The sequence below is a fragment of the Stutzerimonas sp. R40042 genome, from assembly GCF_026642215.1.
In the GTDB taxonomy this organism is placed as follows: Bacteria; Pseudomonadota; Gammaproteobacteria; order Pseudomonadales; family Pseudomonadaceae; genus Stutzerimonas; species Stutzerimonas frequens.
Genome location: NZ_CP113258.1, coordinates 529,220 through 554,790, shown reverse-complemented (window position 1 = coordinate 554,790; position 25,571 = coordinate 529,220). Strand labels below are relative to the sequence as shown.

General features: G+C 66.2%; 27 protein-coding genes and 1 pseudogene. 11 read left to right on the top strand and 17 right to left on the bottom strand.

Annotated features, from left to right (window positions below; all coding sequences use genetic code 11):
- Window positions 1-16: 16 nt before the first annotated feature.
- Window positions 17-1,531 (bottom strand): threonine ammonia-lyase, biosynthetic, encoded by a 1,515-nt coding sequence (ilvA, locus tag OUY36_RS02460; protein ID WP_267936606.1) that lies wholly within the window; start codon window positions 1,529-1,531, stop codon window positions 17-19.
- A gap of 164 nt (window positions 1,532-1,695) precedes the next feature.
- Between ilvA and rpiA the strand changes: the two genes are divergently transcribed.
- Window positions 1,696-2,367 carry a ribose-5-phosphate isomerase RpiA gene (rpiA, locus tag OUY36_RS02455; RefSeq protein ID WP_267936604.1) on the top strand — a complete coding sequence of 224 codons (672 nt, stop codon included), beginning with the start codon at window positions 1,696-1,698 and terminating at the stop codon, window positions 2,365-2,367.
- Between the two features lie 99 nt (window positions 2,368-2,466).
- Window positions 2,467-2,814, top strand: coding sequence for a YegP family protein (locus tag OUY36_RS02450; protein ID WP_267936602.1), 348 nt, complete (start codon window positions 2,467-2,469; stop codon window positions 2,812-2,814).
- Window positions 2,815-2,848: 34 nt separating this feature from the next.
- On the opposite strand, the pseudogene OUY36_RS02445 reads toward OUY36_RS02450, so the two are convergent.
- From OUY36_RS02445 to OUY36_RS02430, 4 genes and pseudogenes are all read right to left on the bottom strand, one after another.
- Window positions 2,849-3,742: pseudogene (locus OUY36_RS02445) on the bottom strand (SdiA-regulated domain-containing protein).
- 78 nt (window positions 3,743-3,820) lie between these two features.
- Window positions 3,821-4,717 (bottom strand): SdiA-regulated domain-containing protein, encoded by an 897-nt coding sequence (locus tag OUY36_RS02440; protein ID WP_200596175.1) that lies wholly within the window; start codon window positions 4,715-4,717, stop codon window positions 3,821-3,823.
- 96 nt (window positions 4,718-4,813) lie between these two features.
- Window positions 4,814-5,479 carry a fumarylacetoacetate hydrolase family protein gene (locus OUY36_RS02435; RefSeq protein ID WP_267936600.1) on the bottom strand — a complete coding sequence of 222 codons (666 nt, stop codon included), beginning with the start codon at window positions 5,477-5,479 and terminating at the stop codon, window positions 4,814-4,816.
- 27 nt (window positions 5,480-5,506) lie between these two features.
- On the bottom strand, window positions 5,507-6,901 hold the full coding sequence (locus OUY36_RS02430; protein ID WP_267936599.1) for an FAD-binding oxidoreductase: 1,395 nt from the start codon (window positions 6,899-6,901) through the stop codon (window positions 5,507-5,509).
- Between the two features lie 199 nt (window positions 6,902-7,100).
- On the opposite strand from OUY36_RS02430, the gene serA reads away from it, so the two are divergent.
- Window positions 7,101-8,330, top strand: a complete 1,230-nt coding sequence (serA, locus tag OUY36_RS02425; RefSeq protein WP_063539496.1) for a phosphoglycerate dehydrogenase — start codon at window positions 7,101-7,103, stop codon at window positions 8,328-8,330.
- An 82-nt stretch (window positions 8,331-8,412) separates the two neighbouring features.
- On the opposite strand, the gene OUY36_RS02420 is transcribed toward serA, so the two are convergent.
- From OUY36_RS02420 to OUY36_RS02405, 4 genes are all read right to left on the bottom strand, one after another.
- Complete coding sequence (locus OUY36_RS02420; protein ID WP_049340659.1) at window positions 8,413-8,709, bottom strand: hypothetical protein; 297 nt, start codon at window positions 8,707-8,709, stop codon at window positions 8,413-8,415.
- Between the two features lie 150 nt (window positions 8,710-8,859).
- A complete protein-coding gene (locus OUY36_RS02415) occupies window positions 8,860-9,237 on the bottom strand; it encodes a hypothetical protein (protein WP_267936597.1) in 378 nt (125 codons plus the stop codon).
- Window positions 9,238-9,359: 122 nt separating this feature from the next.
- Window positions 9,360-10,430: an AI-2E family transporter gene (locus OUY36_RS02410; protein ID WP_267936596.1), complete on the bottom strand. Its 1,071-nt coding sequence runs from the start codon at window positions 10,428-10,430 to the stop codon at window positions 9,360-9,362.
- A gap of 53 nt (window positions 10,431-10,483) precedes the next feature.
- Window positions 10,484-12,199 (bottom strand): OPT/YSL family transporter, encoded by a 1,716-nt coding sequence (locus tag OUY36_RS02405; RefSeq protein ID WP_063539492.1) that lies wholly within the window; start codon window positions 12,197-12,199, stop codon window positions 10,484-10,486.
- Window positions 12,200-12,461: 262 nt separating this feature from the next.
- Here OUY36_RS02405 and OUY36_RS02400 point away from each other — a divergent pair, with 262 nt between their 5' ends.
- From OUY36_RS02400 to OUY36_RS02365, 8 genes are all read left to right on the top strand, one after another.
- Window positions 12,462-13,046: a helix-turn-helix transcriptional regulator gene (locus OUY36_RS02400; RefSeq protein ID WP_267938259.1), complete on the top strand. Its 585-nt coding sequence runs from the start codon at window positions 12,462-12,464 to the stop codon at window positions 13,044-13,046.
- A gap of 200 nt (window positions 13,047-13,246) precedes the next feature.
- A complete protein-coding gene (locus OUY36_RS02395; protein ID WP_267936595.1) occupies window positions 13,247-13,729 on the top strand; it encodes a curli production assembly protein CsgB in 483 nt (160 codons plus the stop codon).
- An 18-nt stretch (window positions 13,730-13,747) separates the two neighbouring features.
- Window positions 13,748-14,629: a hypothetical protein gene (locus OUY36_RS02390; RefSeq protein ID WP_267936593.1), complete on the top strand. Its 882-nt coding sequence runs from the start codon at window positions 13,748-13,750 to the stop codon at window positions 14,627-14,629.
- Window positions 14,630-14,674: 45 nt separating this feature from the next.
- On the top strand, window positions 14,675-15,079 hold the full coding sequence (locus tag OUY36_RS02385) for a hypothetical protein (RefSeq protein WP_267936591.1): 405 nt from the start codon (window positions 14,675-14,677) through the stop codon (window positions 15,077-15,079).
- A 136-nt stretch (window positions 15,080-15,215) separates the two neighbouring features.
- Complete coding sequence (locus OUY36_RS02380; protein ID WP_125868694.1) at window positions 15,216-15,821, top strand: outer membrane beta-barrel protein; 606 nt, start codon at window positions 15,216-15,218, stop codon at window positions 15,819-15,821.
- Between the two features lie 72 nt (window positions 15,822-15,893).
- Window positions 15,894-16,571: a response regulator gene (locus OUY36_RS02375; RefSeq protein ID WP_102839471.1), complete on the top strand. Its 678-nt coding sequence runs from the start codon at window positions 15,894-15,896 to the stop codon at window positions 16,569-16,571.
- Window positions 16,568-17,965, top strand: coding sequence for an ATP-binding protein (locus OUY36_RS02370; protein ID WP_267936590.1), 1,398 nt, complete (start codon window positions 16,568-16,570; stop codon window positions 17,963-17,965). Before OUY36_RS02375 ends, OUY36_RS02370 begins: the two co-directional genes overlap by 4 nt.
- Before the next feature lie 76 nt (window positions 17,966-18,041).
- Window positions 18,042-18,485 (top strand): ketosteroid isomerase-related protein, encoded by a 444-nt coding sequence (locus tag OUY36_RS02365; protein ID WP_266285179.1) that lies wholly within the window; start codon window positions 18,042-18,044, stop codon window positions 18,483-18,485.
- On the opposite strand, the gene OUY36_RS02360 is transcribed toward OUY36_RS02365, so the two are convergent.
- Genes OUY36_RS02360 through OUY36_RS02325 form a run of 8 tightly spaced genes read right to left on the bottom strand, consistent with a single transcriptional unit; the run spans window position 18,486 to window position 25,247 of the window.
- Complete coding sequence (locus OUY36_RS02360) at window positions 18,486-20,135, bottom strand: complex I subunit 5 family protein (protein WP_267936588.1); 1,650 nt, start codon at window positions 20,133-20,135, stop codon at window positions 18,486-18,488. It lies immediately after the preceding gene.
- Window positions 20,132-21,628 (bottom strand): complex I subunit 5 family protein, encoded by a 1,497-nt coding sequence (locus tag OUY36_RS02355; RefSeq protein WP_267936587.1) that lies wholly within the window; start codon window positions 21,626-21,628, stop codon window positions 20,132-20,134. Before OUY36_RS02355 ends, OUY36_RS02360 begins: the two co-directional genes overlap by 4 nt.
- On the bottom strand, window positions 21,625-23,049 hold the full coding sequence (locus OUY36_RS02350) for a complex I subunit 5 family protein (RefSeq protein WP_267936586.1): 1,425 nt from the start codon (window positions 23,047-23,049) through the stop codon (window positions 21,625-21,627). Before OUY36_RS02350 ends, OUY36_RS02355 begins: the two co-directional genes overlap by 4 nt.
- Window positions 23,046-23,321, bottom strand: coding sequence for an NADH-quinone oxidoreductase subunit K (locus OUY36_RS02345; RefSeq protein WP_267936585.1), 276 nt, complete (start codon window positions 23,319-23,321; stop codon window positions 23,046-23,048). Before OUY36_RS02345 ends, OUY36_RS02350 begins: the two co-directional genes overlap by 4 nt.
- Window positions 23,318-24,226: a Na(+)/H(+) antiporter subunit B gene (locus tag OUY36_RS02340; protein WP_267936584.1), complete on the bottom strand. Its 909-nt coding sequence runs from the start codon at window positions 24,224-24,226 to the stop codon at window positions 23,318-23,320. The genes OUY36_RS02345 and OUY36_RS02340 overlap by 4 nt, the downstream gene beginning before the upstream one ends.
- Window positions 24,219-24,512: a cation:proton antiporter gene (locus tag OUY36_RS02335; protein ID WP_267936583.1), complete on the bottom strand. Its 294-nt coding sequence runs from the start codon at window positions 24,510-24,512 to the stop codon at window positions 24,219-24,221. Before OUY36_RS02335 ends, OUY36_RS02340 begins: the two co-directional genes overlap by 8 nt.
- The gene (locus OUY36_RS02330; RefSeq protein ID WP_267936582.1) at window positions 24,505-24,756 is read right to left on the bottom strand and encodes a monovalent cation/H+ antiporter complex subunit F; all 252 of its coding nucleotides are present in this window, start codon (window positions 24,754-24,756) and stop codon (window positions 24,505-24,507) included. The genes OUY36_RS02335 and OUY36_RS02330 overlap by 8 nt, the downstream gene beginning before the upstream one ends.
- Window positions 24,756-25,247, bottom strand: a complete 492-nt coding sequence (locus OUY36_RS02325; RefSeq protein ID WP_208217320.1) for a Na+/H+ antiporter subunit E — start codon at window positions 25,245-25,247, stop codon at window positions 24,756-24,758. The genes OUY36_RS02330 and OUY36_RS02325 overlap by 1 nt, the downstream gene beginning before the upstream one ends.
- Window positions 25,248-25,571 lie beyond the last annotated feature (324 nt).

Below are 25,571 nucleotides of genomic sequence, written 5' to 3'. Positions count from 1 at the left end.
TTTCCTTTATCTGCGCTCAGCCGAGAAACAGCTTGTAGGCGGGGTTGTCGCTTTCATCCCAGTAGCGGTAGCCGATCTTGTCCAGTGCCGCCGGCAGCAGATGGCGGTCTTCGACCGGCACCTGCAGGCCGGCGACCACCCGGCCATCGGCCGCGCCGTGGTTGCGGTAGTGGAACATCGAGATGTTCCAGCGCCCGCCCAGCTTGTTGAGGAAGTTGAACAGCGCGCCGGGCCGTTCCGGGAACTCGAAACGCAGCACCATCTCGTCGCTGACCCCGGCCGCGTGCCCGCCGACCATGTGCCGGGTGTGCAGCTTGGCCAGCTCGTTGTCGGTCAGATCGAGCACCGGGAAGCCCTTGTCGCGCAGGCCCTGCACCAGCGCCGCACGCGGGTCGTTCTCCGGATGGGTCTGCACGCCGACGAAGATGTGCGCCTCGCGGTCGGTGTGGTAGCGGTAGTTGAACTCGGTGATCTGGCGCTTGCCGATCGCCTCGCAAAAGGCCTTGAAGCTGCCGGGCTGCTCGGGAATGGTCACGGCGATGATCGCTTCGCGCTTCTCGCCCAGTTCGGCGCGCTCGGCGACATGGCGCAGGCGGTCGAAATTGACGTTGGCCCCCGAGTCGATGCCCACCAGCACCTGACCGCTGACGCCGTCGCGCTCGACGTACTTCTTGATCCCGGCCACGGCCAGGGCACCGGCCGGCTCGGTGATCGAGCGGGTGTCGTCGTAGATGTCCTTGATCGCCGCGCAGATCTCGTCGGTGCTGACGGTGATCACCTCATCGACGTAATGCTTGCAGACATCGAAGGTGTGCTGGCCGATCTGCGCCACGGCCACGCCGTCGGCGAACAGCCCGACCTGCTCCAGCACCACGCGCTCGCCGGCAGCCATTGCGGCCTGCAGACAATTGGAGTCGTCCGGCTCGACGCCGATCACCTTGGTCTCTGGGTAGAGATACTTCACGTAGGCGGCGATGCCAGCCACCAGGCCGCCGCCGCCCACCGGAACGAAGATCGCGTCGATCGGCCCCTGGTGCTGACGCAGAATCTCCATCGCCACGGTGCCCTGACCGGCGATCACATCGGGATCGTCGTAGGGGTGGATATAGACGTAGCCTTTCTCTTCTACCAGCTTCAGCGAGTAGGCCAGCGCCTCGGGGAAGGCATCGCCATGCAGCACCACCTTGCCGCCGCGGGCACGTACGCCCTGGACCTTCAGCTCCGGCGTGGTGCGCGGCATGACGATGGTGGCCTTTATCCCCAGCTGCTTGGCCGCCAGCGCAACGCCCTGGGCGTGATTGCCAGCCGATGCCGTGACCACGCCACGCGCCAGCTCCTCGGCGGACAGCTGCGCCAGCTTGTTGTAGGCGCCGCGGACCTTGAAGGAGAACACCGGCTGCAGATCCTCGCGCTTGAGCAGGATCTGGTTGCCGATTCGCTCGGAAAGCTGGCGGGCGGGCTGCAGCGGGGTTTCGATGGCGACGTCGTAGACGCGGGAAGTGAGGATCTTCTTGACGTAATGTTCGAGCATTCTGGCTGTCTTGGCAGGCATTGCGAGGGAACGAGGAGTCTACCCCCCGCACGCCCCCGGCGACCACCGGCAATCCACGACGGCTTCGGCATCCGCAGCAGACAAGACCCGCCGCCGGCAGAGGGCTATAATCCGAGCCCGTCCTTCCCGCCCGGATTCCCGCCATGACCCAGGATCAGCTCAAGCAGGCCGTCGCCCAGGCCGCCGTCGACCATATCGTCCCGCACCTCAGCGATCGCAGCATCATTGGCGTGGGCACCGGCTCCACCGCCAACTTCTTCATCGACCTGCTGGCCAAGCACAAGGGCTTCTTCGACGGCGCCGTGGCCAGCTCCGAAGCCACCGCCGAGCGCCTGAAGCAGCACGGCATCCCGGTCTACGACCTGAATTCGGTGAGCGAACTGGAGTTCTATGTCGACGGCGCCGACGAGGCGAACAAGCACCTCGAGCTGATCAAGGGCGGTGGCGCCGCCCTGACCCGCGAGAAGATCGTCGCCGCGGTAGCCAAGACCTTCATCTGCATTGCCGATGGCAGCAAGCTGGTCGAGCAGCTGGGCGCCTTCCCGCTGCCAGTGGAAGTCATCCCTATGGCGCGCAGTCATGTCGCCCGCGAGCTGGTAAAGCTCGGCGGCGACCCGGTCTACCGCGACGGCGTGGTCACCGACAACGGCAATGTCATCCTCGACGTGCACAACCTGATGATCGGCTTCGCACCGGAACTGGAAGGCAAGATCAACAACATCGTCGGCGTGGTATGCAACGGCCTGTTCGCCATGCGCCCGGCGGATCTGCTGCTGCTCGGCACCAAGGACGGCGTGCAGACACACAAGCGCTGATCCGCCGCGGCGAAGCGCGACGGCGCGATGCCGAACTGGCGACTACGCTTTAGGTGCGCTGCGACGAGTCCGCCGCAGCTCATCACAGGAGGTGTCGCCATGTCCGGCAAATTCCAGTTGAAGAAATCCAGCAACGGCCAGTTCCATTTCAATCTTCTGGCCGGCAACGGTCAGGTCATCCTGTCCAGCGAGCAGTACAAGGCCCATGCCTCGGCGCTCAACGGCATCGATTCGGTACGCAAGAACGCGGTGCGTGAAGGTGCGTTCGAGGTCAAGGAGTCGAGCAACGGCAAGTACTTTTTCGTGCTCAGGGCAACCAACGGGCAGGTCATCGGCCAGAGTCAGATGTACGCCAGCCTGCACAGTGCCGAGCAGGGTTGCGACTCGGTACTACGCCACGCACCGAATGCCGCCCTGCAGGACGAAAGCGCTTCGGCGGTCGGCTGACCTGCCGCTGGACCAGGTGGCCGGCGAGGCCTAGTCACCTGGTCTTGCGAAACAGGTAGAACAGGTTCGGCTCGCTGACCAGATACAGCGTGCCGTCCGGCCCCATGGCAATGCCCTCGGCCTGCGGCACGTCGTGTTCGAGGCCGTGCCTGCCGGCGCGTAGCGAAAGGCTGCTGAGCGGCTGGCCATCACCATCCAACTCGATCACCAGCCGCGACTCGTCGGACAGCGCCAGCAGATGTCCGGTCTGCTCGTCGTATTGCAGGCTGGAGAGGTCGCCGGACGAACAGCCTGCTTAATGTTCACCGATATGCACCGACGGGCTCGGTTCGCGGTACGGAAAGCCGGAGATCTCGTAGATACGTACCGGATCGCGCTCCTTGGCGACGAACAGGCGCTTGCCGGCCGTGTCGTAGGCCAGGCCTTCGAAGCCCTTGTTACCGTTGAGATCGATGCCCAACGAAAGCTGTTGCGCCTGCTCGGCGTCGATGACGCTGGTCTGCTCGTTTACCTCGACGCGCAGCAGCCGCTGCCTGCGTTCATCGCTGATCACGTAAACGCCTTCGGAAATGTACTCGATGGCCTCCGGATCGCCGAAGCCGACCAGGGGAATCGCGCGTAGCAGATCGCCTTCCAGGCTGAGCTCCAGCCAGTGCGGATTGCCGTTGGTGACGGCGATCAGGCTGTTGCGATCCGGATCGAACGTCAGCGCCGAGAGGTCATCGTCGATACCGGCGACCACCTTGCCCTGGATCGCGACCCGGTAGTCCGGCAGCCACAACGAGGCGCTGCCGCTCTGCTCGCCCTGCTGCCACTGAGTGAAGTGGAACCAGCCGCGCTCGAACAGCCGGTAATGAACGCCGGCGGCAACCGCCAGCAACAGGGCGACGCCTAGCAGCGCAGCCAGAAGGAACTTCAACGCACGCATGACCACCCACTTTCTTCTAGTTCTGGAATCGCGATTGTGGCGCGCCCGGCTTACACCAGGCTTAACCGGCGCAGCGATTCAGCGCTTGCGGCTGAATACGTAGAAGTGGTTGGGCTCACCGACCACATAGATGTTGCCCTCGCCATCCATCGCCACGCCTTCTGCCTGCTCGATGCCCTGCACCAGGCCGTTGAGCCCGCCGAACAGGCTGATGAAGCTGCGCGGAGTGCCTTGCAGATCGAGTTCCACCAGCAGTCGCGACTCGTCGGAGAGCAGCAGCGTATGACCGCTGCGCGGATCGATGGTGACGGAGGAAATGTCACGCACCAGCAGCGGTTGGCTGGACAGTGCCTGCAGTGCGCCGGGAGCGCCGTCCTCACCCGGAAATGGCAGCTCGAACAGGCCCTGCGGGTCACGTTCCTTGGCCAGCAGCAGGCGTTGCGTACGCGGATTCCAGGCCAGCCCCTCGAAGCCCTTGTTGCCGGCGTCGGTGAAGCCAAGGTCGTAACTGGCCAAGTCGTCCAGCTCCAGGGTTTCCACGCCCGGCTGCAGATGGAACACCGCCACCAGCCGGCGACGCTCGTCGACGATCGCCAGACGGCCATCGCTCAGCGCTTCCACCGCTTCCGGGTCGGCGAAGCCACTCAGCGCGACCCGGCGTAGCACCACGCCAGCAGGGCTGAACTCGACCAGCTGCTCACCGGTGACCGTGAACAGCGTGCCGCTCAGCGGATTCCAGGTCAGCCCCGAGGTTTCCTCGTCTTCCAGCCCAGCCAGCGTCGTCTCCAGCGCCAATTCGTAGTCCGGCAGCCAGATGCCGGCAGCACGCTGTTCGGCAGTGACCGAACGCTCGCCCCAGTACAGCCTCAGCTGGTCATCCCAGTGCAGCAGGCGACCGGCGACGAGCAGCGCGACGAACAGCAGCAACAGGACGACAGCCACGAGCAGGCGCCAACGGGAATAACGAACGGGCATGAAAAGCGTTCCAGCGGAGGGTGCCGGATTACAACACGAGAACGGTTCGCAAAAAAGCGGCAAACGCGGCGGGTGAATCCCGCCGCGCCGATGGGATCAGAGCACGCGGCTCTCGAAGCGGGACAGGCCGACCAGCTCCAGCACCAGCTCATCGCCCTGTTTGAGCGGGCCGACGCCGGCCGGCGTGCCGGTCAGTACTACATCGCCCGGTTGCAGGCTGAAATGCCCGGCAATGTGCTGCAGCAGCGGCAGGATGGCATTGAGCATCTGGCTGCTGTTGCCGTCCTGGCGGACTTCGCCGTTGATGCTCAGACGGATGCCGATGTCGCCCAGATCCTCGACCGCGTCACCCGGCACGAACGGCGCCAGCACGCAGGCACCGTCGAAACTCTTGGCGATCTCCCATGGGTGGCCCTTTTCCTTGAGCCTGGCCTGCACGTCGCGCAGGGTCAGGTCCAGCGCCGGGGCGAAGCCGGAAATGGCATCGCGCACCTCTTCCTCGTTCGGCTTGCGCGACAGCGGCTTGCCGATCAGCACGGCGATTTCCGCCTCGTAGTGCACGGCGCCGCGATCGCTGGGGATGCTGAAGCCGCCTTCCAGCGGCACGCTGCAGCTGCCGGCCTTGATGAACAGCAGCGGCTCGGTCGGCACCGGGTTGTTCAGTTCCTTGGCGTGCTCGGCATAGTTGCGGCCGATGCAGACCACCTTGCCCAGCGGGTAGTGGATCGGCGTGCCGTCGGTGTAGTGGTGCTGGTAGCTCATCGAGGACTCCTTGGGTCGGTGGGCCACTCAGGCCGCGAAGATCTTGCCGGGGTTCATGATGCCGTTCGGATCGAACACCGCCTTCACCGCTTTCATGTATTCGATTTCGGCCGGCGAGCGGCTGTACTCGAGATAGTCGCGCTTGGTCATGCCGACGCCGTGTTCGGCGGAGATCGAGCCGTTGTACTTCTGCACGGTCTCGAATACCCACTTGTTCACCGTCGCGCACTTGCCGAAGAACTCGTCCTTGTCCATGGCATCGGGCTTGAGGATATTCAGGTGCAGGTTGCCATCGCCGATATGGCCGAACCAGACGATCTCGAAATCCGGGTAATGCTCGCCGACGATGGCGTCGATTTCCTTGAGGAAGGCCGGCACCTTGGCGATGGTCACCGAGATGTCGTTCTTGTACGGCGTCCAGTGGCTGATGGTCTCGGAGATGTACTCGCGCAGCTTCCACAGATTCTGCAGCTGCTGCTCGCTCTGGCTCATCACGCCATCGAGCACCCAGCCCTGCTCGACGCAATGCTCGAAGGTCGCCAGTGCCTGGTCGGCACGCTCGTCGGTGGTGGCCTCGAATTCCAGCAGTGCATAGAACGGGCAGTCGGTTTCGAACGGCGCCGGCACGTCGCCGCGACCGAGCACCTTGGCCAGCGCCTTGTCGGAGAAGAACTCGAAGGCAGTGAGGTCCAGTTTGTCCTGGAAGGCGTGCAGCACCGGCATGATCGACTCGAAATCCGGGGTGCCCAGCACCAGCGCGGTGAGGTTGGTCGGCTGGCGCTCCAGGCGCATGGTCGCCTCGACGACGAAGCCCAGCGTGCCCTCGGCGCCGATGAACAGCTGGCGCAGGTCGTAGCCGGTGGCGTTCTTGATCAGGTCCTTGTTCAGCTCCAGCAGATCGCCCTTGCCGGTCACGACCTTCATGCCGGCGACCCAGTTGCGGGTCATGCCGTAGCGGATCACCTTGATGCCACCGGCGTTGGTGCCAATGTTGCCGCCGATCTGGCTGGAGCCGGCGGAGGCGAAGTCCACCGGGTAGTACAGGCCCTTGTCCTCGGCGAACTGCTGCAGCTGCGCGGTGACCACGCCGGGCTGGCAGACGGCGGTGCGATCCATCTCGTTGAATTCGAGAATCTGGTTCATATAGTCGAAGGACACCACCACCTCGCCATTGGCCGCCACTGCCGCTGCGGACAGCCCGGTGCGACCGCCCGAGGGCACCAGCGCGACCTTGCGCTCATTGGCCCAGCGCACGATGGCCTGGACCTGCTCGATGCTCTTGGGAAAGACGATGGCCGAGGGTGCCGGAGCGAAATGCTTGGTCCAGTCCTTGCCGTAGGCATTCAGCGAATCGGCGTCGGTCAGCACTTTGCCGGGCTCGACCAGGGTTTTCAGCTCATCGATCAGGGCGGGGTCGGTCATCACGGGAACTCTCATACGATTCATGGTCACCCTGAGCACGCTTCAGCACAGGGGTGGGGGTGTTTCGAGGGGCTCGTATGCTAGCATACGCACCCCTTTGAAACGTGCCTCGGCAGACTCCCGACACCGCTAATGACGGGTCGGCCAGCCTTCGCTGGACACTTCAGTCCTATCCTTCGGCCTTAAGGTTTTAATACAGATGAGCCAGACCTCTCTCGACAAGAGCAAGATCAAGTTCCTTCTTCTCGAAGGCGTGCACCAGAACGCTGTCGACACCCTGAAGGCGGCCGGCTATACCAACATCGAGTACCTCAAGACCGCGCTGTCCGGCGATGAGCTGAAGGAAAAGATCGCCGACGCCCATTTCATCGGCATCCGCTCGCGCACCCAGCTCACCGAGGAAGTCTTCGACGCGGCCAAGAAACTGATCGCCGTCGGCTGCTTCTGCATCGGCACCAACCAGGTCGATCTCAACGCCGCTCGCGAGCGCGGCATCGCGGTATTCAACGCGCCCTACTCCAATACCCGTTCGGTAGCCGAACTGGTGCTGGCCGAGGCTATCCTGCTGCTGCGCGGCATTCCCGAGAAGAACGCCTCCTGCCATCGCGGCGGCTGGATCAAGTCGGCGGCCAACTCCTTCGAGATCCGCGGCAAGAAGCTCGGCATCATCGGCTACGGCTCCATCGGTACGCAGCTGTCGGTACTGGCCGAAGCGCTGGGTATGCAGGTCTTCTTCTATGACGTGGTGACCAAGCTGCCGCTGGGCAACGCCACCCAGATCGGCTCGCTGTACGAGCTGCTGGGCATGTGTGACATCGTCTCGCTGCACGTTCCGGAGCTGCCGTCCACCCAGTGGATGATCGGCGAGAAGGAAATCCGCGCCATGAAGAAGGGCGGCATCCTGATCAACGCTGCCCGCGGCACCGTGGTCGAGCTGGATCACCTGGCCGCCGCGATCAAGGACGAGCACCTGATCGGCGCCGCCATCGACGTGTTCCCGGTCGAGCCCAGGTCCAACGACGAGGAGTTCGAAAGCCCGCTGCGCGGCCTGGATCGCGTGATCCTGACCCCTCACATCGGTGGCTCGACTGCCGAAGCACAGGCCAACATCGGCCTGGAAGTCGCCGAGAAGCTGGTCAAGTACAGCGACAACGGCACCTCGGTGTCCTCGGTCAACTTCCCGGAAGTCGCCCTGCCGTCGCACCCGGGCAAGCACCGCCTGCTGCACATCCACCAGAACATTCCGGGCGTGATGAGCGAGATCAACAAGGTCTTCGCCGACAACGGCATCAACATCTGCGGCCAGTTCCTGCAGACCAACGAGAAGGTCGGTTACGTCGTCATCGACGTGGACAAGGAATACTCCGACCTGGCGCTGGAGAAGCTGCAGCACGTCAACGGCACCATCCGCAGCCGCGTGCTGTTCTGATTCGCTGACGTGGTGCACTGAAAGGGAGGCTTCGGCCTCCCTTTTTCGTTGCTGCGACTTCCGTCCGGCGCACCGCGACGGACTAGCTGCGCAGCGCACGCGGGGCCGCGGCATCCACATCGGTGCCGGGCTGCTCGTCCGCCGGATCGAGCCGGGGTGGAACATCGGTTTCGATCGGCGCCTGACGCGGCTGCAGCACGGGAGTTTGATCGCGCTGGGGTCCCTGCCTCGGCTGCTCCACGGAATCGTCACGCGGCGCGCTGTTGTCCAGCGGGTGCTGGCGCGCCTTGTCCGGCTGGGTGGGGCCGGTGCCATCGGCCATGGCGCCGGCAGCGAACGCCAGCGAAAGCAGCAGCATGCCGTCACGCAGAATGCTCATCGTCGCACCTCCGAGCGTCTCTATAACGCTTTCGGCATGCCCACACCGCCAAGGTTTCAGCGGCGCCGCGACTGTCGGTCGGGCGGTCGCAGGCCTGACACAAAACGACCCGGCAAGGGAGCGCCTTGCCAGGTCGTCGTATTGCCGGGATCAGTAGGCGCCGCGTGCACCGCCCTCGCCGCCGGTACCAGTGGTGCCCGGCGCTCCGGTCGCACCATCCGCGCCGGCATCGGCGCCAGTGCCATGATCACTGCCGGTGGTGGTTGACGGGCGGTCCGCCGAGCCCGGCATCTCGGTGGTGCCAGTACCGGTGCCCATGCCGGAGCCCGTTCCGCTGCCGTCCATCGTGCCAGTACCGTTATTCATACCGCCGGTGCCAGTGCCAGTGCCAGTGCCGCCCATGGTGCCGTGCTGCTGGCTGCCACGCTCCATCGAGTCATGGCTGCCGGTGCCGGTGTTGTCAGCCGCGAAAGCCGCGCCGGAAAGCACACCGGCCAAGGTGAATGCCGCGATCTTGTGCATGTTCATGATTCGTCTCCTGCCATCGTTCTGTGGGGTACACAGATTCCGGCAGCAGCGCCGGCCAGGGGTTTCCTCGGCCGCCTTTACAAAACATGACCTCCCCGCCAGGCGGCAGCGCAGAGCGGTCGCTAGGAGGAACCGTTGGTCAGCTGCTCGCGGTCACCGAGCAGATCCTCGACATACAGCATGCGTATCAGCACCATGCCGACCGCCGCCAGCGGCGTCGCTAGCAGCAACCCCAAGGTGCCGGCAAGCAGGCCGAACAGCAGCTGCACGCCGATGGTCAGTGCCGGCGGCACCGAGACGATGCGCTGCTGCATCCAGGGCGTGAACACATAGCTTTCCAGCGCCTGGACGAACAGGTAGAGCGCGGCAACATAGAGCACCGTGCGGCCGCCCTCCAGCGAGGCCAGCAGCAGTGCCGGAATCACCGCCAGCACCGGACCGATGTTGGGAATGAACGAGAGCAGCCCGGCGATCAGCCCGAGCACCAGGGCCAGTTCGATGCCCAGCAGCCAGAGACCGAGGGTGGTCAGCACGCCGATCAACAGCATCTCCAGCAGCTTGGCCAGCAGCCAGGCGCGCAGCGTCGCCCCGCTCTCGTCGAGCACCTCGGCGGCGCGCGAGCGATAGCTCAGTGGCACCAGCTTGAGCAGGCCGCAGACATAGATCGGCGGGTTGATGGCGAGGCAAACACCGATGGCGAAGGCAATCACGAAGCTGCTCAGCGCCCCGGCCACCGAGCCCATCACCTTGCTCACCACACTGAAGGCGCTGGAGCCGTCGGGCAGGGAGTCCTCGATGCGTTCGCGCTGCTGCAATAACTCGTTGGTCCAGGGCAGTTGCTGCGCTCGCTCACGCAGCCGCTCGACGGCCTCCGGCAGTGAATCGGACAGCGCATCGGCCTGCTCGGCAATACTCGGCGCCACCAGCCAGCCTGCACCTCCCAGGCCGAGCAGCGTGACGACAAAGAACAGGCCCATGGACGTCTTGTAGGACAGCGGCGTGCGGCAGCCCAGCCATTGGCTCACGCCATGGATCAGCACACCGAAGAGAATGGATGCGAACAGCAGCAGCAGAAAATCGAACGCCAGCCAGGCGACGATGCACAGCAGTACCACGGTCGCGAGCACGGCCGCCTGAACCATGGCGCGGTTGGCGACCTGCTTGTTGTCGTCTGCTGACGTTGGTTCGGACATACCTCTCCCCTTGCTGGCTACAAGGGGTACGACAGGCTGTGCGGCAGAATGATTCAGCGCAGCAACTGCCAGAGCGATGCACCGACGCCCGCCATGCTTTCGCCCGCCACCAGCCCCGCGGCAGCAACGATCACGAAACGCTCGCCGAGGCTGCGCCAGCGCGAGACGAAACACCAGGCCAGCACGGCGCCAAAGGTCATCATCAGCGAGATCGACGCCGGGATGATGAAAGCCAGACCGAGTGCCGCGGAGCTGGGCAGCCAATGCACACGACGCTCCGGCAGCAAGGCTTCCAGAGCCCCGAGCGTCACGCCACAGAGCGCACCGACCAGCATCGCCCAGCGCACGTCGAGCGGCAGTGCGCCGAGCCCACCGGTCAGTGCCTCGGCCACGGCCTTCCAGGTAGCGACCGCCGGCGCGGGCCATTCCGGCGTGATCAGCATGCTCTGCGGATCGGGGATCAACAGCTGATAGGCCAGCACCCCGACCACACTGCCGAGCAGGATGCCCAGACACTGCGCCACGGCCTGACGGCCAGGTGCCGCGCCGATGGCGTGCCCGACCTTGAAGTCGTTGAGCAGATCGGTGCACTGCCCGGCGGCGCCGCCGGCGGTATTGGCGCTCATCAGGTTCACCGGCACCTGGCCGGGGGCGAACACACCAAAACCCAGCTGCGACAGCTGGCCGATGGCACCGATCGGCGGAATGCCGGTGGCGCCGACCACCCGAGCCGCGACCGTCGCCAGCAGCAACGCCAGCGGAATCGACAGCAGCGCCAGGCCGGGATGAATGCCGAACAGGCCTATCTGCAGCATCACCACCAGCGCCACCGCAAGCCCGAGGCCGACAGCCGGCCACAGCGCCACTCGCGGCAGGCGCCAGTCGCCGCGTTCCGCCGCGGCGCGCGAGCGCAGCAGGCGTACGCCTAGAGAAGTCAGGGTGGCACAGACCATCAGGCTGACGCCGGGCCACAGCAACCATTCGATCAGTACCGCGAACTGCGGGCCGTCGGCCGCCGCCGGCAACCGCACCAGGCCCTCGGCCAGCAGCCAGGGAGCCAACAGCCCCCACGCCAGCAGGGCGCCGAGCAGCAACGAGAGCCCAACGCGCAAACCGATGATGCCGCCGAAGCCGACCAGCAACAGCGACGGCTCGAACGTGAAGGTCAGCCGCTCCAGATGCGTCGAGGGCGCCCAGCGCGGCAGCATCCAGACAAAGGTATCCATCAGCTTGACCGCTGCCGACAACAGTGCCGCACCGCCCAGCACCCACAATCGGCGTCCGGCCTCGGCCCCATGGCTGAAAATCTGTTGCAGCGTCGCCAGTGTCGCCATGCCCTCGGGAAAGCGCAGGCCCGCGCTGACGATCAGCGACGGCCGCAGGTACCAGGCCACCCATACGCCGAGAAAGCTCACCGAGAACACCCAGGCCATCAGCGCCGGGCTGCCCAGCTGCTGGCCAGTGAGCAGCGTGTACGCCGGAATCGGTGCCACCAGTCCGCCGGAGATGATCGAGGCGCAGGACGAGGCCGTGGTCTGGGTGATATTGCTCTCCAGCAGCGTCCAGCGTGGCCGGCCGAAGGTCGACGCAACGCTCTGCCAGAAGGCGAAGCCAACCAGCAGCGCGATGACCGACATATTGAACGACCAGCCGATCTTGAGCCCCGAATAGACGTTCGATGGCGTCAGCAGTGCGCCAAGCAGCAACCCTGTCAGCAGGGCACGAGCCGTGAGTTCGCGAGATGAAACGGCAACGGGGATGTCAGTCATGCAGCTACCTTAGCAGCCGTTCCGTGCAAAAACGCGCGACGCTCCTGGCCACGCGTCCCTCGCTCGGCCAGGTTGCGCACCTGCTGGCCGGATAGTGCCCGTTCGCCATCGCTCGGCTGAACTTCGCTGCAAGGTGCTGGTCGTTTAGTAGCTTTTTAAACGATTACGCCCGACTGACTAGGTACCGAACATGGACGCGGATCTTACGCGGGGCAACACCTCCCCAACCGTCACGCTGTTAACCGGCAATGAACTGCTCGGCTTGTTCTTCCGCCACTTCCTCGGCGAGCAGGCCCAGGTCGAAGTGGCCCTGGCCAGCCTGGAATCACCGGAGAATCGCGGCGCCGACCTGTTTCTTGTCGATGCCGGCCACAGCGAAGCCGAACAGATTTCCAGCCTCATCGATCAGCTCGACGAGCACACCCCCATCGCGCTGGTGAACATCGTGCCAGAGCAGGCCGAACAGCTGGTCGAGAAGCATCCAGTGATCCGTGGAGTGTTCTACAGCCACGCGACACGCGAGCACCTGCTCGAAGGCATCCGCGTGCTGCTGCAGGGCGGCGACTGGCTGCCACGCATTCTCACCGAGCGCCTGCTTGGCCAATGGCGGCGCATGCGCCAGCTTGCCGAAAGCAAGTCCAGCCTGACCCTTCGCGAGCGCGAGATTCTCACGCTCGCCGGCAAGGGCCTGTCCAACGCCGAGATCGCCGAGCAGCTGTGCTTGAGCCCTCACACGATCAAGAGTCATATTCACAACCTGCTGCGCAAGATCGGCGCCTCCAACCGCGCCGAAGCCGCCTATCTGCTGCGCAGCCGTCTGGACTGGGACAAGTCCTGCAGCGCCTGAACGTCGGAGTCCCGGTAGCGCCGCGGCGACGGACGGCCTACCGGGTGTGAGTGCGGACCAAGCGCTCAAGCACGGCGTGCGCAGTGCCAGGCATTAATCCTTGGCTGCCATCGCGCGCCGCGTCTTTACATCGTTCGATGGATGTTCAGCCTCGCCCGCTGCGTTAAAGAATCGCGCCCACTGTCATCAGGTACACGCCCATGTCCCGTTGCATCCCAGCCCCTGCCAAGCGCCTGATCGCCATCGCCGCCGGCCTGATCTGCTCACCGCTGATGGCAGCCGACCTGCTGGATAACGGTGACCTCGCACCTGGAGGCATCGCCGGGCCTGCCACTGCCATCCAGCTGACCGACGCGCGGGCGGCCTACATCCAGCAGATTGGCCAAAGCAATCTCGCCGAGCTGTCCCAGAACGGACAGGCATTGAATGCATGGGTGCTACAGCAAGGCGGCGACCAGGAAGCGTTCATCCTGCAGAACGGCGACAACCTGCTGGCGACCATCGAGCAGGTCGGCCAGGGCAACTACGCCGCCATCCGCCAGTCCGGCAGCGACAACCAGGCCAGCATCAGCCAATACGGCGCGTACAACGACGCGCGCATCGAACAGAGCGGCAACGGCCTGCGCAGCGCGGTGACGCAATACGGCGTCGGTCAACAGATCAATATCGTGCAGGGCCGCTGAAAGGCCACGGAGAACCAGATGATCAAGCCCGCGGCAATCGCCACCCTGCTCGCCTTCAGCACGTCACAGGCGCTGGCAGAGAACAGCATCGAACTCGAGCAGCGCGGAACCGACAACGTCGCCGAGTTGCAGCAGACCGGCCTGGTCGAATCCAGCGCGATCGAGGTCAGCCAGGACGGCAACCTGAATGTCGCCGCGATCACCCAGGTCGGCGATGCCTACTTCAAGGTGGCCAACCTCCAGCAGGTCGGTAATGCCAACGTCGCCACCCTCGAGCAGACCGGGCGCACCAGTACACTGAACGCCAGCAGCATCGGCAACCGCAACCGGATCAGCGCCAGCCAGACTAGCTTCGTCACGGCGCAGGTCGAGCAGCGTGGCGACGACAACGTGCTGACCTTTCGCCAGGAAGGCTATTACGAAGGCTCGCGGCTGAACGTCTCGCAGGATGGCACAGGCAACCTGGCGGATATCTACCAGGGCGACGGCAACCGCATGAACCTCGTCCAGTCGGGCGGCTACAACGTGGCCGAGATCCGGCAGAACGACTATCACAACGAGCTGGATTTCAGCCAGAACGGTACGAGCAACCGGCTCACGGTCGATCAGAACGGTTTCGGCGGCCGCATCAGCGGTTCATCCACGGGTAGCGGCAACAGCGTCGATATCGCGCAAAGCTTCATGTCCAACAACGCCTCGGTCATCCAGAACGGCAACGACAACCTGGCGAGCATCGAGCAGGGCAACTTCGGCCACCAGGCCAGCATCACCCAGCTGGGCAATGCCAACGAGGCGCGGATCACCCAGAGCATGCCGGTGCAGGACTACACGCGCCTGCCGGCCAGCGCGACGATCATCCAGAACGGCAGCGGCAATACCGCGAGCATCGTTCAGCAGTAATGCCGCAATCGAGCCGAGGATCGGCTCTCAACGGAAGCAAAACGGATGCTGACCATGACCCTCTTCACCTGGCTGCTCGCAGCCACTCCCTCACCGACCGGCGCACCCGTCGCGGCCGACCTAGGGCTGCAACCGCTCGAGGACAACCGCGTGGCCCTCTCGCTGTGTTTCAAGGGCAGCGGACAACGGGTTCGCTTCCGCCTGAAGGTCCGCTCCAGCGGCAGCGCCGGGACCTCGCAAAGCACCCAGAGCGGCACGCTCATCGCTGACGCAACATCCCAGTGCCCGGTACGCAACCGCCTGGGTATCGCTGCAGACACCGAGGTCGAAGCCGAACTGCAGTGGTGGATCGACGATGCCGAGCAGACCCCACTGCTGCGCCGCTATCCGGGCAGCACGGGCGATACCGATGAGCGCGAGGAGCCGGATCAGCCGCAGCAGATCGCCTGAAACCAGCCCTGGGCGACCGGCGGCACGGCGCGTCCGATCCGTTCAGCGCAGGTTCAGGCAGGGTTCAGTTGGCGTTCAGTGACATCCGTTCAGGCTAGGGGCCGTCAGTTTCCCACTGCCTGAAACGGAGTCACCGATGAACAAACTCAGCACCCTCGCCCTGGCCACATCCCTTGGCATCTTCAGCTTCGGCGCCCATGCCGCGGAGAACTTCGCCGGTCTCACCTGGGGTAAAACCACCGTCAACACCGATCGTTCCAGCGCCTTGAAGCAGAACATGGGCGGCGAGAACCGCTTCGATGACACCATCAGGAACAGCGGCACCTGGGGTGTTCGCGCCGGTCAGATGACCGACGAAGGCCGCTACTACATGACCTACGAGAACGTCTCGGACGATTACGGCAGCACCTTCAAGCTGCGCCAGCAGAACCTTATCGGCAGCTACGACCTGTTCGTCCCGCTGGGCGACACCACCCGCCTGTTTGGCGGTGCCAGCGCCGGCCTGACCAAGCTGGAGAACGAGTCCAGGGGCTACAGCCGCGACAGCGACATCGGCTACCTGGTCGGCCTGCAGGCCGGTATCCTGCAGAAGCTCGGCGACAACACCTCGGTGGAGGCCGGTTACCGCTACCTGCGCAGCAACGCCGGAACCGAAGTCTCCGAGCGAGGCGTCGGCAAGCTGGGCTCGATCGACCTGCACAGCAGCAAGCAGGCCTATCTGGGTCTGAACTATCACTTCTGATGGCGTTTACGCTGACAGAACGTTGAACGACGGCCGGGCATTGCCCGGCCGTTTGCACAGGGAGCACAAGACATGAAGGTGCTGGTGGTGGAAGACGAGGCGCTGCTGCGCCACCACTTGCAGACGCGGCTCGGTGAAAGCGGGCATATCGTCGATGCCGTGCCGGACGCCGAAGAAGCGCTGTATCAGACCCACGAATTCAACCACGATCTGGCCGTCATCGATCTCGGCCTGCCGGGTATCAGCGGGCTGGACCTGATCCACCAGCTGCGCAGCCGTGGCAAGACCTTTCCCATCCTGATCCTCACCGCCCGCGGCAACTGGCAGGACAAGGTCGAGGGCCTGGCCGCCGGCGCCGACGACTATGTGGTCAAGCCGTTCCAGTTCGAGGAACTGGAAGCCCGGCTGAACGCGCTGCTGCGCCGCTCCAGCGGTTTCACCCAGGCCACCATCGAAGCCGGCCCGCTGCTGCTCGACCTAAACCGCAAACAGGCCACGGCCAACGGCGAGCCGCTGGCGCTGACCGCCTATGAATACCGCATCCTCGAATACCTGATGCGCCACCAGCAGCAGGTGGTGGCCAAGGAACGGCTGATGGAGCAGCTCTACAGCGGCGACGAGGAGCGCGACCCGAACGTGATCGAAGTGCTGGTCGGACGGCTGCGGCGCAAGCTCGAAGCGCAGTGTGCGATGAAGCCAATCGAAACCGTGCGCGGCCTCGGCTATCTGTTCACCGAGCGCTGTCGATGAGTCGACGCCGGCGCCGGCTGCAGGCGCGCATACGAACCCGTCTGGGCGGTGCGATGTCGCTGCGTCTGCGTCTGATGCTCGGCGCCGCAAGCCTGGCCGCGCTGTTCATGCTGGTCCTGCTGCCGGTTTTGCAGGGCGCTTTCAGCCTGACCTTCGAGCGGGTCATCGAGCAGCGCCTGGCGGCCGATGCCAATACGCTGATCACCGCCGCCCAGGTCGAGGAGAACCGGCTGCAGATGCCCGAGCGGCTGCCGGACGAGGAGTTCAACCTGCCGGATGCGCGATTGCTCGGTTTCATCTACGACCGCCGCGGCGAGCTGGTCTGGCGTTCCCGCTCGGCCGCCGACGAGCGCATCGACTACCGCCCGCGCTATGAGGGCGGCACCACCGAGTTCCTGCGCGTGCGCGACGAAGCCGGAACGGAATACTTCGCCTACGACGTCGAGCTGCACCTGGCCGGCAGCCGCGACAATGCGTTCAGCTTCGTCACCATGCAGCCGACCAGCGAATATCTCAGCCTGTTCGAGGAGTTTCGCCGGCAGCTCTACCTGTGGCTGGGCAGTGGCCTGCTGGTGCTGCTGGCCCTGCTCTGGCTCGGCCTGACCTGGGGCTTTCGCACCCTCAAGCGGGTCAGCGCCGAGCTCGACCAGGTCGAGGCCGGGCAGCGCGAGCGCCTGAGCGACGACCACCCGCGCGAACTGCTGCGCCTGACCCGCTCGCTGAACCGCCTGCTGGACAGCGAACGGCGACAGCGCGAGCAGTACCGCAACTCCCTGGGCGACCTGGCGCACAGCCTGAAGACGCCGCTCAGCGTGCTGCAGGGTGTCGGCGAGACCCTCGCCGCGCAGACGCAGAGCCGCGAACAGGCCCAGGTGATGCAGGCGCAGATCGAACGCATGAGTCAGCAGATCGGCTATCAGCTGCAGCGCGCCAGCCTCGGCAAGAGCGGCCTGGTGCGCCACCGGGTCGAGCTCAGGCCATTGCTCGACAGCCTGTGCAGCACGCTGGACAAGGTCTACCGCGACAAACACGTGCAGGTCGACATGCAGCTCGCCGAGCCATGCCAGGTGCCGATCGAACAAGGCGCGCTGATGGAGCTGCTCGGCAATTTGCTGGAGAACGCCTACCGGCTCTGTCTCCGGCAGATCCGCATCAGCGCACGCACGCATGACGGCGACCTGCTGCTCGGCATCGAGGACGACGGCCCCGGCGTGCCGGTGGACCAGCGCGCGCGCATCATCCGCCGTGGCGAACGCCTCGACGCCCAGCATTCCGGCCAGGGCATCGGCCTGGCGGTGGTCAAGGACATCCTCGACAGCTACGGCGGCGAACTCAGCCTGGGCGAGTCGGCGCTCGGTGGCGCGGCTTTTCGCATCCGGCTGCAGGCCGACTGACCGAACGGCACTCCCGCACGGCCCCGACCGCTGCTAGAGTTCGCTGCCGAGCTATCTGCAGCCCAATGGAGGGCGCATGTCACTGGATGACCGCAAGAAACTCGTCCGTCAGCACATCGACCTGACTTGGAACCGCGGGCACCTGGCGCTCGCCGAGCATCTGCACAGCAAGGATTTCCTCTACAAGAGCTCCTTTATCGGTCGCCCGCTGGGCAGTGTCGAATTTCTCGACATGGTCCGGCAGATCCGCCAGGCCATGCCGGAGCTGGAAGTGGTGGTCGAGGAATGTCTCGCCGAAGGCAACCGGGTGGTGACCTGGAGCACGCTGATCGGCACCATCGCGCAGCCGGCGTTCGGCTATCCGCCCAGCGACAAGGTGCTGAGCATCTCCGCCATGGCCTTCTGGACCATCACCCCGACGCAGCAGGTGCAGGAGATCTGCACCATGTTCGACATGGAAAGCTTCCGCGCCCAGCTCGGCCTGGAGACCCGGCCGTTCGCCGAAAAGGCGCTGCCCTGATCACCACAGCCAGCCCAACCAGAGCAGCAGCACCAGCAGCCAGGCACTGATCGCCAGGGCGCCGCGCTCCCATAGCCGGTTCCAGCGTCGCTCCCGCCTGCGCCAGCGCCCACGATCGAGCCGCACGCCGGGTTCGGGCAGCGGTGGCTGGCGCAGGAGACGCGTCAGGTATGACGATGCGCAGAGTGCGGGGTTGGGCAAACGCGCAAGGCTGGACGGCACCTGCCAGCGCCGAAACAGCGCCCACCCGGTGAGACCCAACGCCAGCAGCAACGGCCATAGCGCCGCCCACAAACCCGCCGGATACAAGCCTGCCAGCAGCGGATCGCGCAGCGCCGGCCACAACCACGGCAGCGCCACCGTGACCAGGCTGAGCAGTGCCCAGGGCAGCCACTGCCCCAGCGGCGCGCGCGTGCTGACGTGCTGCTGGTCGCGCCACATCAGCCAGAGTGCGCGCCAGAGCAGCAGTGCGGTGGCGAAGCTGGCCAGCGTCAGCCAAGGCGCCCAGGCGGCGAAGGCGCTGTCGTGCCAGGCTTCCTTGAGCAGGTACTTCACCGCTGCACCACAGGTGAGCGGCGCCCCCATGATCGCCAGCGCCGGCAGGACCAGCAATAACCAACCGAGGCGTGGCAGGCGCCCCTCGTGAACCATCCCAGCGGCGAGAAACAGCGCCCCCTTGGCCAGCCCGTGATGCACGCCAAACAGCACCAGCAGCGTGAGCAGCGCGGGGGACGGCGCCTCCGCGCGCCAGGCCAGCGCCAGGATCATCAGCAGCCAGCCCATCTGGCTCACCGATGACCAGGCCAGCACCGCCTTGGACTTAGCGGCGCGCAGTCCCAGCGCAGCGGCATAGAACGCGCCGAACAGGCCGACCACGAGTAACGGCGTGCTCCAGGCCGTCAGCGTTGGATCGGCCGCCGGCACACAGCGCCAGACGCCGAGGATGCCGGCCTTGAGCATCGCCCCGGAGAGCACCGCGCTGGCCGGTGCCGGCGCCTCGGGATGGGCCAGCGGCAGCCAGACGTGCAGCGGCCAGAAACCGGCCTTCAGCCCGAGCCCGAGCACCAGCAGGGCCAGGGTCAGGTGGTCGATCGGCTGCGCCTGCCAGCTGGCGAAGTCGAAGGCCAGCGCGGCGCCGTGGCTGCGCAGCAGCAGCCCGGCAAGCAGCAGCATTTCGCCGCCGATCGCCAGTTGCAGATACAGACGCCCGGCGCGCCGTGGCCCCGGTCCGCCGTGGTGCACGATCAGCCCGTAGGCAGCCAGGCTCATGGCACTGAAGCCGAGATAGAAGCTCAGCGCATCGGTGGCAATGATCAGCAGCAGGTTGCCGGCCAGTGCCAGCTGCCAGAAGGCCCAGAAGCGCAGCCGTCCCACCCCATGGGCCAGGCTGCTGCTGGCGAAAACCGCGGCGCAGCCCCAGAGCACGGCGGAAAAGCCCAGCCAGGCGCGAGTCAGCGCATCGTCGGCGCCCCAGCGCACGCCTTCCCAGAGCCAGGGGAGCTCCAGTGACGGCGGTGGTTGCAGCGTCGCCAGCAGCGCCGGCAGACAACTCAGCCAGAGCCAGGGCAGGCAGCGTTCGCGCAGCCAGGGCAGCAACGCGCCGCCGAGCAGCGGGGCGAAGGGCACCAGCAGCCAGAGCCAGGCGTTCATATGGCGAACTCCCGCTCGACGATCAGCTGGCTCCAGCCCAGCGGGCTGAGCGCCGTCGCCGCCAGCAACCCGACCAGCAGCGACAGCAACGCGGTGAGCAATGGCGGAAGCAGCAGCATCCAGTGGGTCTCGAAGCACTCGTCGGCCCAGCGGTTCTGGTGCCAGTCGGCGGGCTCGGCGAACCAGCCGCGCCAGAGCAGCGGCAGGAAGTAGGCGGCGTTGAGCAACGCGGAGCCGAGCAACACCAGCAGCACCCAGTCCTGTCCGACCTGCAGTGCGCCGAGCCCCAGCGTCCATTTGCTGATGAAGCCGGCGATCGGCGGTATGCCGATCATGCCCAGCGCGCCCACCGAGAACGCCGTCATGGTCCAGGGCATGCGCCGGCCGACGCCATCCATCTCGCGGATGCGATGAATGCCCAGGGTCTCGGCGAAGTTGCCCGCGCAGTAGAACAGCGTGACCTTCATCAGCCCCTGATGCACCAGGTGCACCAGGCCGCCCACCGCGGCGATCGGCCCGAGCAGCGCCACCCCCAGCGTGACGTAGGACACCTGACTGATGGTCGAGTAGGCCAGGCGCTTCTTCAGTTCCTGCTGCTGCATGGCACGCAGCGAGCCGTAGAGAATGGTCGCGGCCGCCAGCCAGAGCAGCGGCGTGGTGAGGTCCAGGCGCAGCAGCGCCTCGGCGCCGAACACGTCGTAGACCACCCGCACGATGCCGAAGGCGCCCGCCTTCACCACCGCCACCGCATGCAACAGCGCGCTGACCGGCGCCGGCGCGACCATCGCCTGCGGTAGCCAGCCATGCAGCGGGATAAGCGCGGCCTTCACGCCGAGGCCGAAGATCAGCAGGGCGAAGGCCACGCGCAGCGTCAGGTCGTGCTCCTCGACCTGTTCCAGCAGGTAGCCGGCGGCCTGGAAATCCGGCGTACCGGCGATGCTGTGCAGCAGCGCCACACCCATCAGTACAAGGCTGCCGCCAGCGACCGTGTAGGCCAGATAAATGCGCCCGGCGGCCAGCGACTCCGGCGTGCCGCGATGCACCACCAATGGGAAGGTGGCGAGGGTCAGCAGCTCGTAGAACAGCAGGAAGCTGACCAGGTTGCCGGCCAAGGCCAGGCCGACGGTGGCGCTGACACACAGGCTGAAGTAGCCGAAGAAGCGCGAGCGCAGCGGCGAGTTTTCCAGATAGCCGATGGCGTAGACGGTGGTCACCGCCCATAGCAGCGAAGACAGCGCGACGAACAGCAGCGACAGCGCATCGGCCTGCAGCACCAGCGGCGCGCCCGGCAGCAGCGGCACGCTGAAACGGTACTCGCTGCCCTGGCTGACGCCGTAGAGCATGCTCGCGACCAGCACCAGCTTGAGCGTCACGCCGAGCAGGTTGAGGCTCACCCGCAGGCGCTGCTGTTCCTCGCGCAGCGCGAAGATCACGAGGCCCGGCAGCAGCGAACTGAGCACGATGCCCAGCGGCAACAGCTCACGCCAGCTCATCGCCCGAGCCCTCCGAGCCAGAGCAGCAGCGGCTCGCTGATCAGCGCCAGCCCCCAGACCAGCAGCGCCGGCAGCAGGGCCAGCCACTGCGCCAGGCGATCGGCATGAATGCTCGGCGGGTTCGGCCGGGCGCGGTCGAAGCCATGGGCGACGACGCGGAACACGTAGGCGGCCGACATCAGCGTGCCGAACAGCACGCCCAGCGCCCAGGGCCAGTGCTGCGGCCGCTCGAACAGTGGCTGCAGCAGCAGCCACTTGGCCAGGAAGCCGCCGCTGGGTGGCAGCCCGACCAGACTGCCGCCGGCCACGGCGAAGGCGGCCAGGGCGATCGGCACGTTCTGGCTGGCGCCCTTCATGCCGTTGACCCGCTTGCTGCCGAGGATGGTCTGCAACTCGCCGGCGGCGAGAAACATCGACACCTTGGCCAGCCCATGGGCCAGCACGAACAGCCACAGCGCCGCATGCAGACGCGGCTCGTCGAGGTGCAGCAGCAAGCCGAGCGCCAGCAGCGCATAACCCAGCTGGGCGACCGTCGAGTAGGCCACCAGGGTCTTCAGCCGTGGCGCGCGCAGTGCCGACCAGCCGCCAGCAACCAGCGCCAGCACGCCCGCACTGCCGAACAGCAGGCCGGCATCGTGACTGAAGGGTGCCGGCGCGATCTCGCTCCAGATCAGCCAGAGGATGTACAGCGGGCCCTTGACCACCAGCGCCGAGAGCAGCGCGCTGACCGCGGTCGGCGCCGCGGCGTGGGCTGGCGGCAACCACAGGTGCAGCGGCCAGAGTGCGGCCTTGAGCATCAGCCCAACGCTCATCAGCAGCAGCGCCAGATGGGTCGCGCCGTCGGCTTCGGTCAAGCGCGCCAGCAGGGCCAGATCGAGCAGCCCGTAGCGCCCGTAGATCAGCGCCACGCCAAGCAGGTAGGCCAGCGAGCCGGCCAGCGACAGCAGCAAGTAGTTCAGCGCCGGTTTCCACGCCTTGCGCCCGGCCAGCGACACCAGCGCCACGGCCACCAGGCTGAGCAGTTCCAGGGTCACGTAGAGGTTGAACAGATCGGCCGACAGCCACAGCGCCGCCAGTGCCGCGTGCAGCAGGCAGGACAATGGCCAGTAGTCCGCCTTGCCGGTGGCATGGGTGATGCGCGCGGCATACAGCGCCACCAGCAGGTGCAGCCCGGCGGTGAATACCAGCAGTAGCGCGGCCAGGGGCGTCAGGCGAAAACGAATCGCCAGCCCCGCCTCCCAGCCGCCGATGAACAGGCTGCGTTCGCCATGGTCGAGCACCACCTGCAGCGCCATGATCGCCGCCAGGAGCGCGCCGAGGCTCAGCGCGATCACCCAGCGGCCGCCGCGTGCCGGGCGCAGCAGGATCAGCAGCAACGCGCCGGCCAGGGGCAGCAGCAGGCTGACCAGCGCGGCGCTCATCGCTTGGCCTCCGACGCCAGCGCGCTGCTCAGGCGCAGCGCCAGCGCGGTGGCACTGACGGCGACCACCAGCCCGGTGACCACCAGCGCAACCAGCAGCGGATCGCTCGGGTCGTCACGCGCCGCCAGGGCGATCATCACCAGGAACACACCACTGCCCATCAGGTTGATGGCGATGATCCTCCGCAGTGCATGACGCAGCGTCAGCAGGCCGTGCAGACCGAGCAGCCAGAGGGCGAAACCGATGGCGATCCAGAACAGCGTGGCGCTCATGACTGCGGCTCCGGATCGTCGCCGATCACCAGCAGGCTCAGGCTGGCGGCGATGGACAGCGTCGCCGCGGCCTCGATGAAGACGATCAGCGGCTTGGCCCAGCCGACCGGGTAGTGCAGCCAGCCATCACCGAACCAGGCGCAGGCGGCGGCCACGCCGACGAACAGCAGCAGCCCGATCAGCACCAGCAGGCGCAGCGGCCAGAAACTCCAGTACAGCGCCGGCAGCGCACCCGCCAGGCGCAGCAGGACGATGCCGGAAGCCAGCAGCGCGCCAGCCTGGAATGCGCCACCCGGCGAGGCCGCACCGCGCCAGAGCACATAGCCACCGGCGAGCACCAGCAGCGGCGCGAGGGTGCGGCCCCAGGCGCGCAACAATGGCCAGGGCTCGCTCAGCTGCGGCTGCAGCGTGCCGAGCTGGCGCGCGCCAAGCAACGCCAGTAGCAGCACTGCCAGTTCCAGCAAGGTGTCCCAGGCACGGAAGTTCAGCAGCACCGCCGTCACCGGATGCTCGACGCCGCTCTGCGCCAGCTCGGCATCGATCTGCGTCGGCACGCTCGGCTGCAATTCGGCCAGCGGCGCCAGCTGCGGCAACACCATGAGCAGCAGCGGCAGCAACACCGCCACCGCGGCCAGACGCCGGCGGCGCGACAGCTGCGGCTCGCTGCCGGCCCGCGGCTGGCGCGCCAGCGCGGCGAACAGCAGCACACCGGTCAGCCCGGCACCGATCGCGGCTTCGGCCAGCGCCAGGTCGGCGGCTCCCAGCCGCGCCCAGACCAACGCCAGCACCAGCCCGAAGGCGATGAACAGCAGCACGCCGGCATACAGCTGGCGCACATGCAGCGCGCCGCCGGCCAGGCCGAGCAACAACAGGCCGAGCACTGCGTCGAGCAGCCAGTCAGTCATCCTCGCCCTCCTCGCCGGCCTGGCGCGCCAGCAACTGGCAGGCGGTGGCGCCGGAGGCCAGCACCAGCAGCCAGATCAGCAGCATCTGCGCCACTTCCAGCAGACTGGTCGCACGCAGCGCGAGCCCGGCGACCACCAGGCCGAGGCCGAGGGTATCGGCCTTGGTCAGCGCATGCAGCCGACTCAGGGTATCGGGAAAGCGCAGCAGGCCGACGCTGCCGGCAAAGAAGAACATCAGGCCGCCGGCCAAGAGCAGCCAGCTGAAGACACTCAGCAGCTCATTCATGGCGACAACGCCGCAACAGTTGCACCAGCGCGGCGCTGACGATCGCCGCCAGCAGTGCCAGCACCAGCGCCGCATCGCGCAGCGCCGGAGCGCCCTGCCACTGCGCCAGCACCAGCAACAGCGCGGTGCCAGTGGTGCCGAACAGCTGCACGGCGAGCAACCTGTCGACCCGGCCGGGTCCGAGCAGCACGCGCCAAAGCCCGACCAACAAGGTCAGCAGCAGGAGCGCCGCGAAGACCGCCATCACGACGCATCCCCTGCAGCGAGCAGCTGATCGAGGCGCTGTTCCAGCTCATCGACGGCGGCCTGCCAGGGCTGGCGCTCGTCCAGCACGTGCACCCACATCCGTTCGCCCTCGATGCGTGAAGCCAGTGTGCCGGGCAGCAGGCCAACCATCGCCGACAGCAGCAGGCGCACCCGCGGCGAACGGCTGCTGAAGGCGTAGGGATGCCACGCCGGCTGCAGTGGGCAGCTGGGTCGCAGGGCACGAAGGGCCACGTCCCAGCCACCCAGCAACATGTGCTTGAGAAACAGCCCGATAAACGCCGGCAGCGCAGCCAGCCGGATAGTCAGCGGCCGCAACCCAAGCCAGAGGCTCAGGGCGACCGCCAGCGCCACCGTGGGCGCACCCAGCAACCAACCCTGCCCGGCGGCGAACAGGGCCCAGAGCGCGGCGTAGATCAGCAACCAGAAGAGCGCGTCGGCAGCTCCGCGACGCAGTGCGGCGTGGCTCATCCCATTCTCCTTGGCATTCCGATCTTTGTAACAAGTCGAGGCCAAGAGTTCGCCGCTGTCCATATTCCGCGGCGAAATGCGTTGTATCAGCAAATTGCCGCTCGGCTTGGCGCTTCGCCGCGAGACCGACGGGACGACCAGAACAGGCACGGTGCCTGGCCCCGATACCGCAGGCTGAACGCCCGGTACGACGAGCACCCATGAGGGCATTGAAGGACAGCGATGCCGCTGGCATACCGCATGCCGGGAACCCCGGGTGCGTGCAATCGCGGTGATGCTGGTCGGCCAGGGCACTAGGTGCTGAGTCAGCTGCCGCTTCTGGTG

Excerpts from the sequence above, each read along its gene's own strand:
- ilvA (WP_267936606.1), bottom strand. The coding sequence starts at position 1,531 with ATGCTCGAACATTACGTCAAGAAGATCCTCACTTCCCGCGTCTACGAC.
- rpiA (WP_267936604.1), top strand. The coding sequence starts at position 1,696 with ATGACCCAGGATCAGCTCAAGCAGGCCGTCGCCCAGGCCGCCGTCGAC.
- OUY36_RS02450 (WP_267936602.1), top strand. The coding sequence starts at position 2,467 with ATGTCCGGCAAATTCCAGTTGAAGAAATCCAGCAACGGCCAGTTCCAT.
- OUY36_RS02440 (WP_200596175.1), bottom strand. The coding sequence starts at position 4,717 with ATGCCCGTTCGTTATTCCCGTTGGCGCCTGCTCGTGGCTGTCGTCCTG.
- OUY36_RS02435 (WP_267936600.1), bottom strand. The coding sequence starts at position 5,479 with ATGAGCTACCAGCACCACTACACCGACGGCACGCCGATCCACTACCCG.
- OUY36_RS02430 (WP_267936599.1), bottom strand. The coding sequence starts at position 6,901 with ATGACCGACCCCGCCCTGATCGATGAGCTGAAAACCCTGGTCGAGCCC.
- serA (WP_063539496.1), top strand. The coding sequence starts at position 7,101 with ATGAGCCAGACCTCTCTCGACAAGAGCAAGATCAAGTTCCTTCTTCTC.
- OUY36_RS02420 (WP_049340659.1), bottom strand. The coding sequence starts at position 8,709 with ATGAGCATTCTGCGTGACGGCATGCTGCTGCTTTCGCTGGCGTTCGCT.
- OUY36_RS02415 (WP_267936597.1), bottom strand. The coding sequence starts at position 9,237 with ATGAACATGCACAAGATCGCGGCATTCACCTTGGCCGGTGTGCTTTCC.
- OUY36_RS02410 (WP_267936596.1), bottom strand. The coding sequence starts at position 10,430 with ATGTCCGAACCAACGTCAGCAGACGACAACAAGCAGGTCGCCAACCGC.
- OUY36_RS02405 (WP_063539492.1), bottom strand. The coding sequence starts at position 12,199 with ATGACTGACATCCCCGTTGCCGTTTCATCTCGCGAACTCACGGCTCGT.
- OUY36_RS02395 (WP_267936595.1), top strand. The coding sequence starts at position 13,247 with ATGTCCCGTTGCATCCCAGCCCCTGCCAAGCGCCTGATCGCCATCGCC.
- OUY36_RS02390 (WP_267936593.1), top strand. The coding sequence starts at position 13,748 with ATGATCAAGCCCGCGGCAATCGCCACCCTGCTCGCCTTCAGCACGTCA.
- OUY36_RS02385 (WP_267936591.1), top strand. The coding sequence starts at position 14,675 with ATGCTGACCATGACCCTCTTCACCTGGCTGCTCGCAGCCACTCCCTCA.
- OUY36_RS02380 (WP_125868694.1), top strand. The coding sequence starts at position 15,216 with ATGAACAAACTCAGCACCCTCGCCCTGGCCACATCCCTTGGCATCTTC.
- OUY36_RS02375 (WP_102839471.1), top strand. The coding sequence starts at position 15,894 with ATGAAGGTGCTGGTGGTGGAAGACGAGGCGCTGCTGCGCCACCACTTG.
- OUY36_RS02370 (WP_267936590.1), top strand. The coding sequence starts at position 16,568 with ATGAGTCGACGCCGGCGCCGGCTGCAGGCGCGCATACGAACCCGTCTG.
- OUY36_RS02365 (WP_266285179.1), top strand. The coding sequence starts at position 18,042 with ATGTCACTGGATGACCGCAAGAAACTCGTCCGTCAGCACATCGACCTG.
- OUY36_RS02360 (WP_267936588.1), bottom strand. The coding sequence starts at position 20,135 with ATGAACGCCTGGCTCTGGCTGCTGGTGCCCTTCGCCCCGCTGCTCGGC.
- OUY36_RS02355 (WP_267936587.1), bottom strand. The coding sequence starts at position 21,628 with ATGAGCTGGCGTGAGCTGTTGCCGCTGGGCATCGTGCTCAGTTCGCTG.
- OUY36_RS02350 (WP_267936586.1), bottom strand. The coding sequence starts at position 23,049 with ATGAGCGCCGCGCTGGTCAGCCTGCTGCTGCCCCTGGCCGGCGCGTTG.
- OUY36_RS02345 (WP_267936585.1), bottom strand. The coding sequence starts at position 23,321 with ATGAGCGCCACGCTGTTCTGGATCGCCATCGGTTTCGCCCTCTGGCTG.
- OUY36_RS02340 (WP_267936584.1), bottom strand. The coding sequence starts at position 24,226 with ATGACTGACTGGCTGCTCGACGCAGTGCTCGGCCTGTTGTTGCTCGGC.
- OUY36_RS02335 (WP_267936583.1), bottom strand. The coding sequence starts at position 24,512 with ATGAATGAGCTGCTGAGTGTCTTCAGCTGGCTGCTCTTGGCCGGCGGC.
- OUY36_RS02330 (WP_267936582.1), bottom strand. The coding sequence starts at position 24,756 with ATGGCGGTCTTCGCGGCGCTCCTGCTGCTGACCTTGTTGGTCGGGCTT.
- OUY36_RS02325 (WP_208217320.1), bottom strand. The coding sequence starts at position 25,247 with ATGAGCCACGCCGCACTGCGTCGCGGAGCTGCCGACGCGCTCTTCTGG.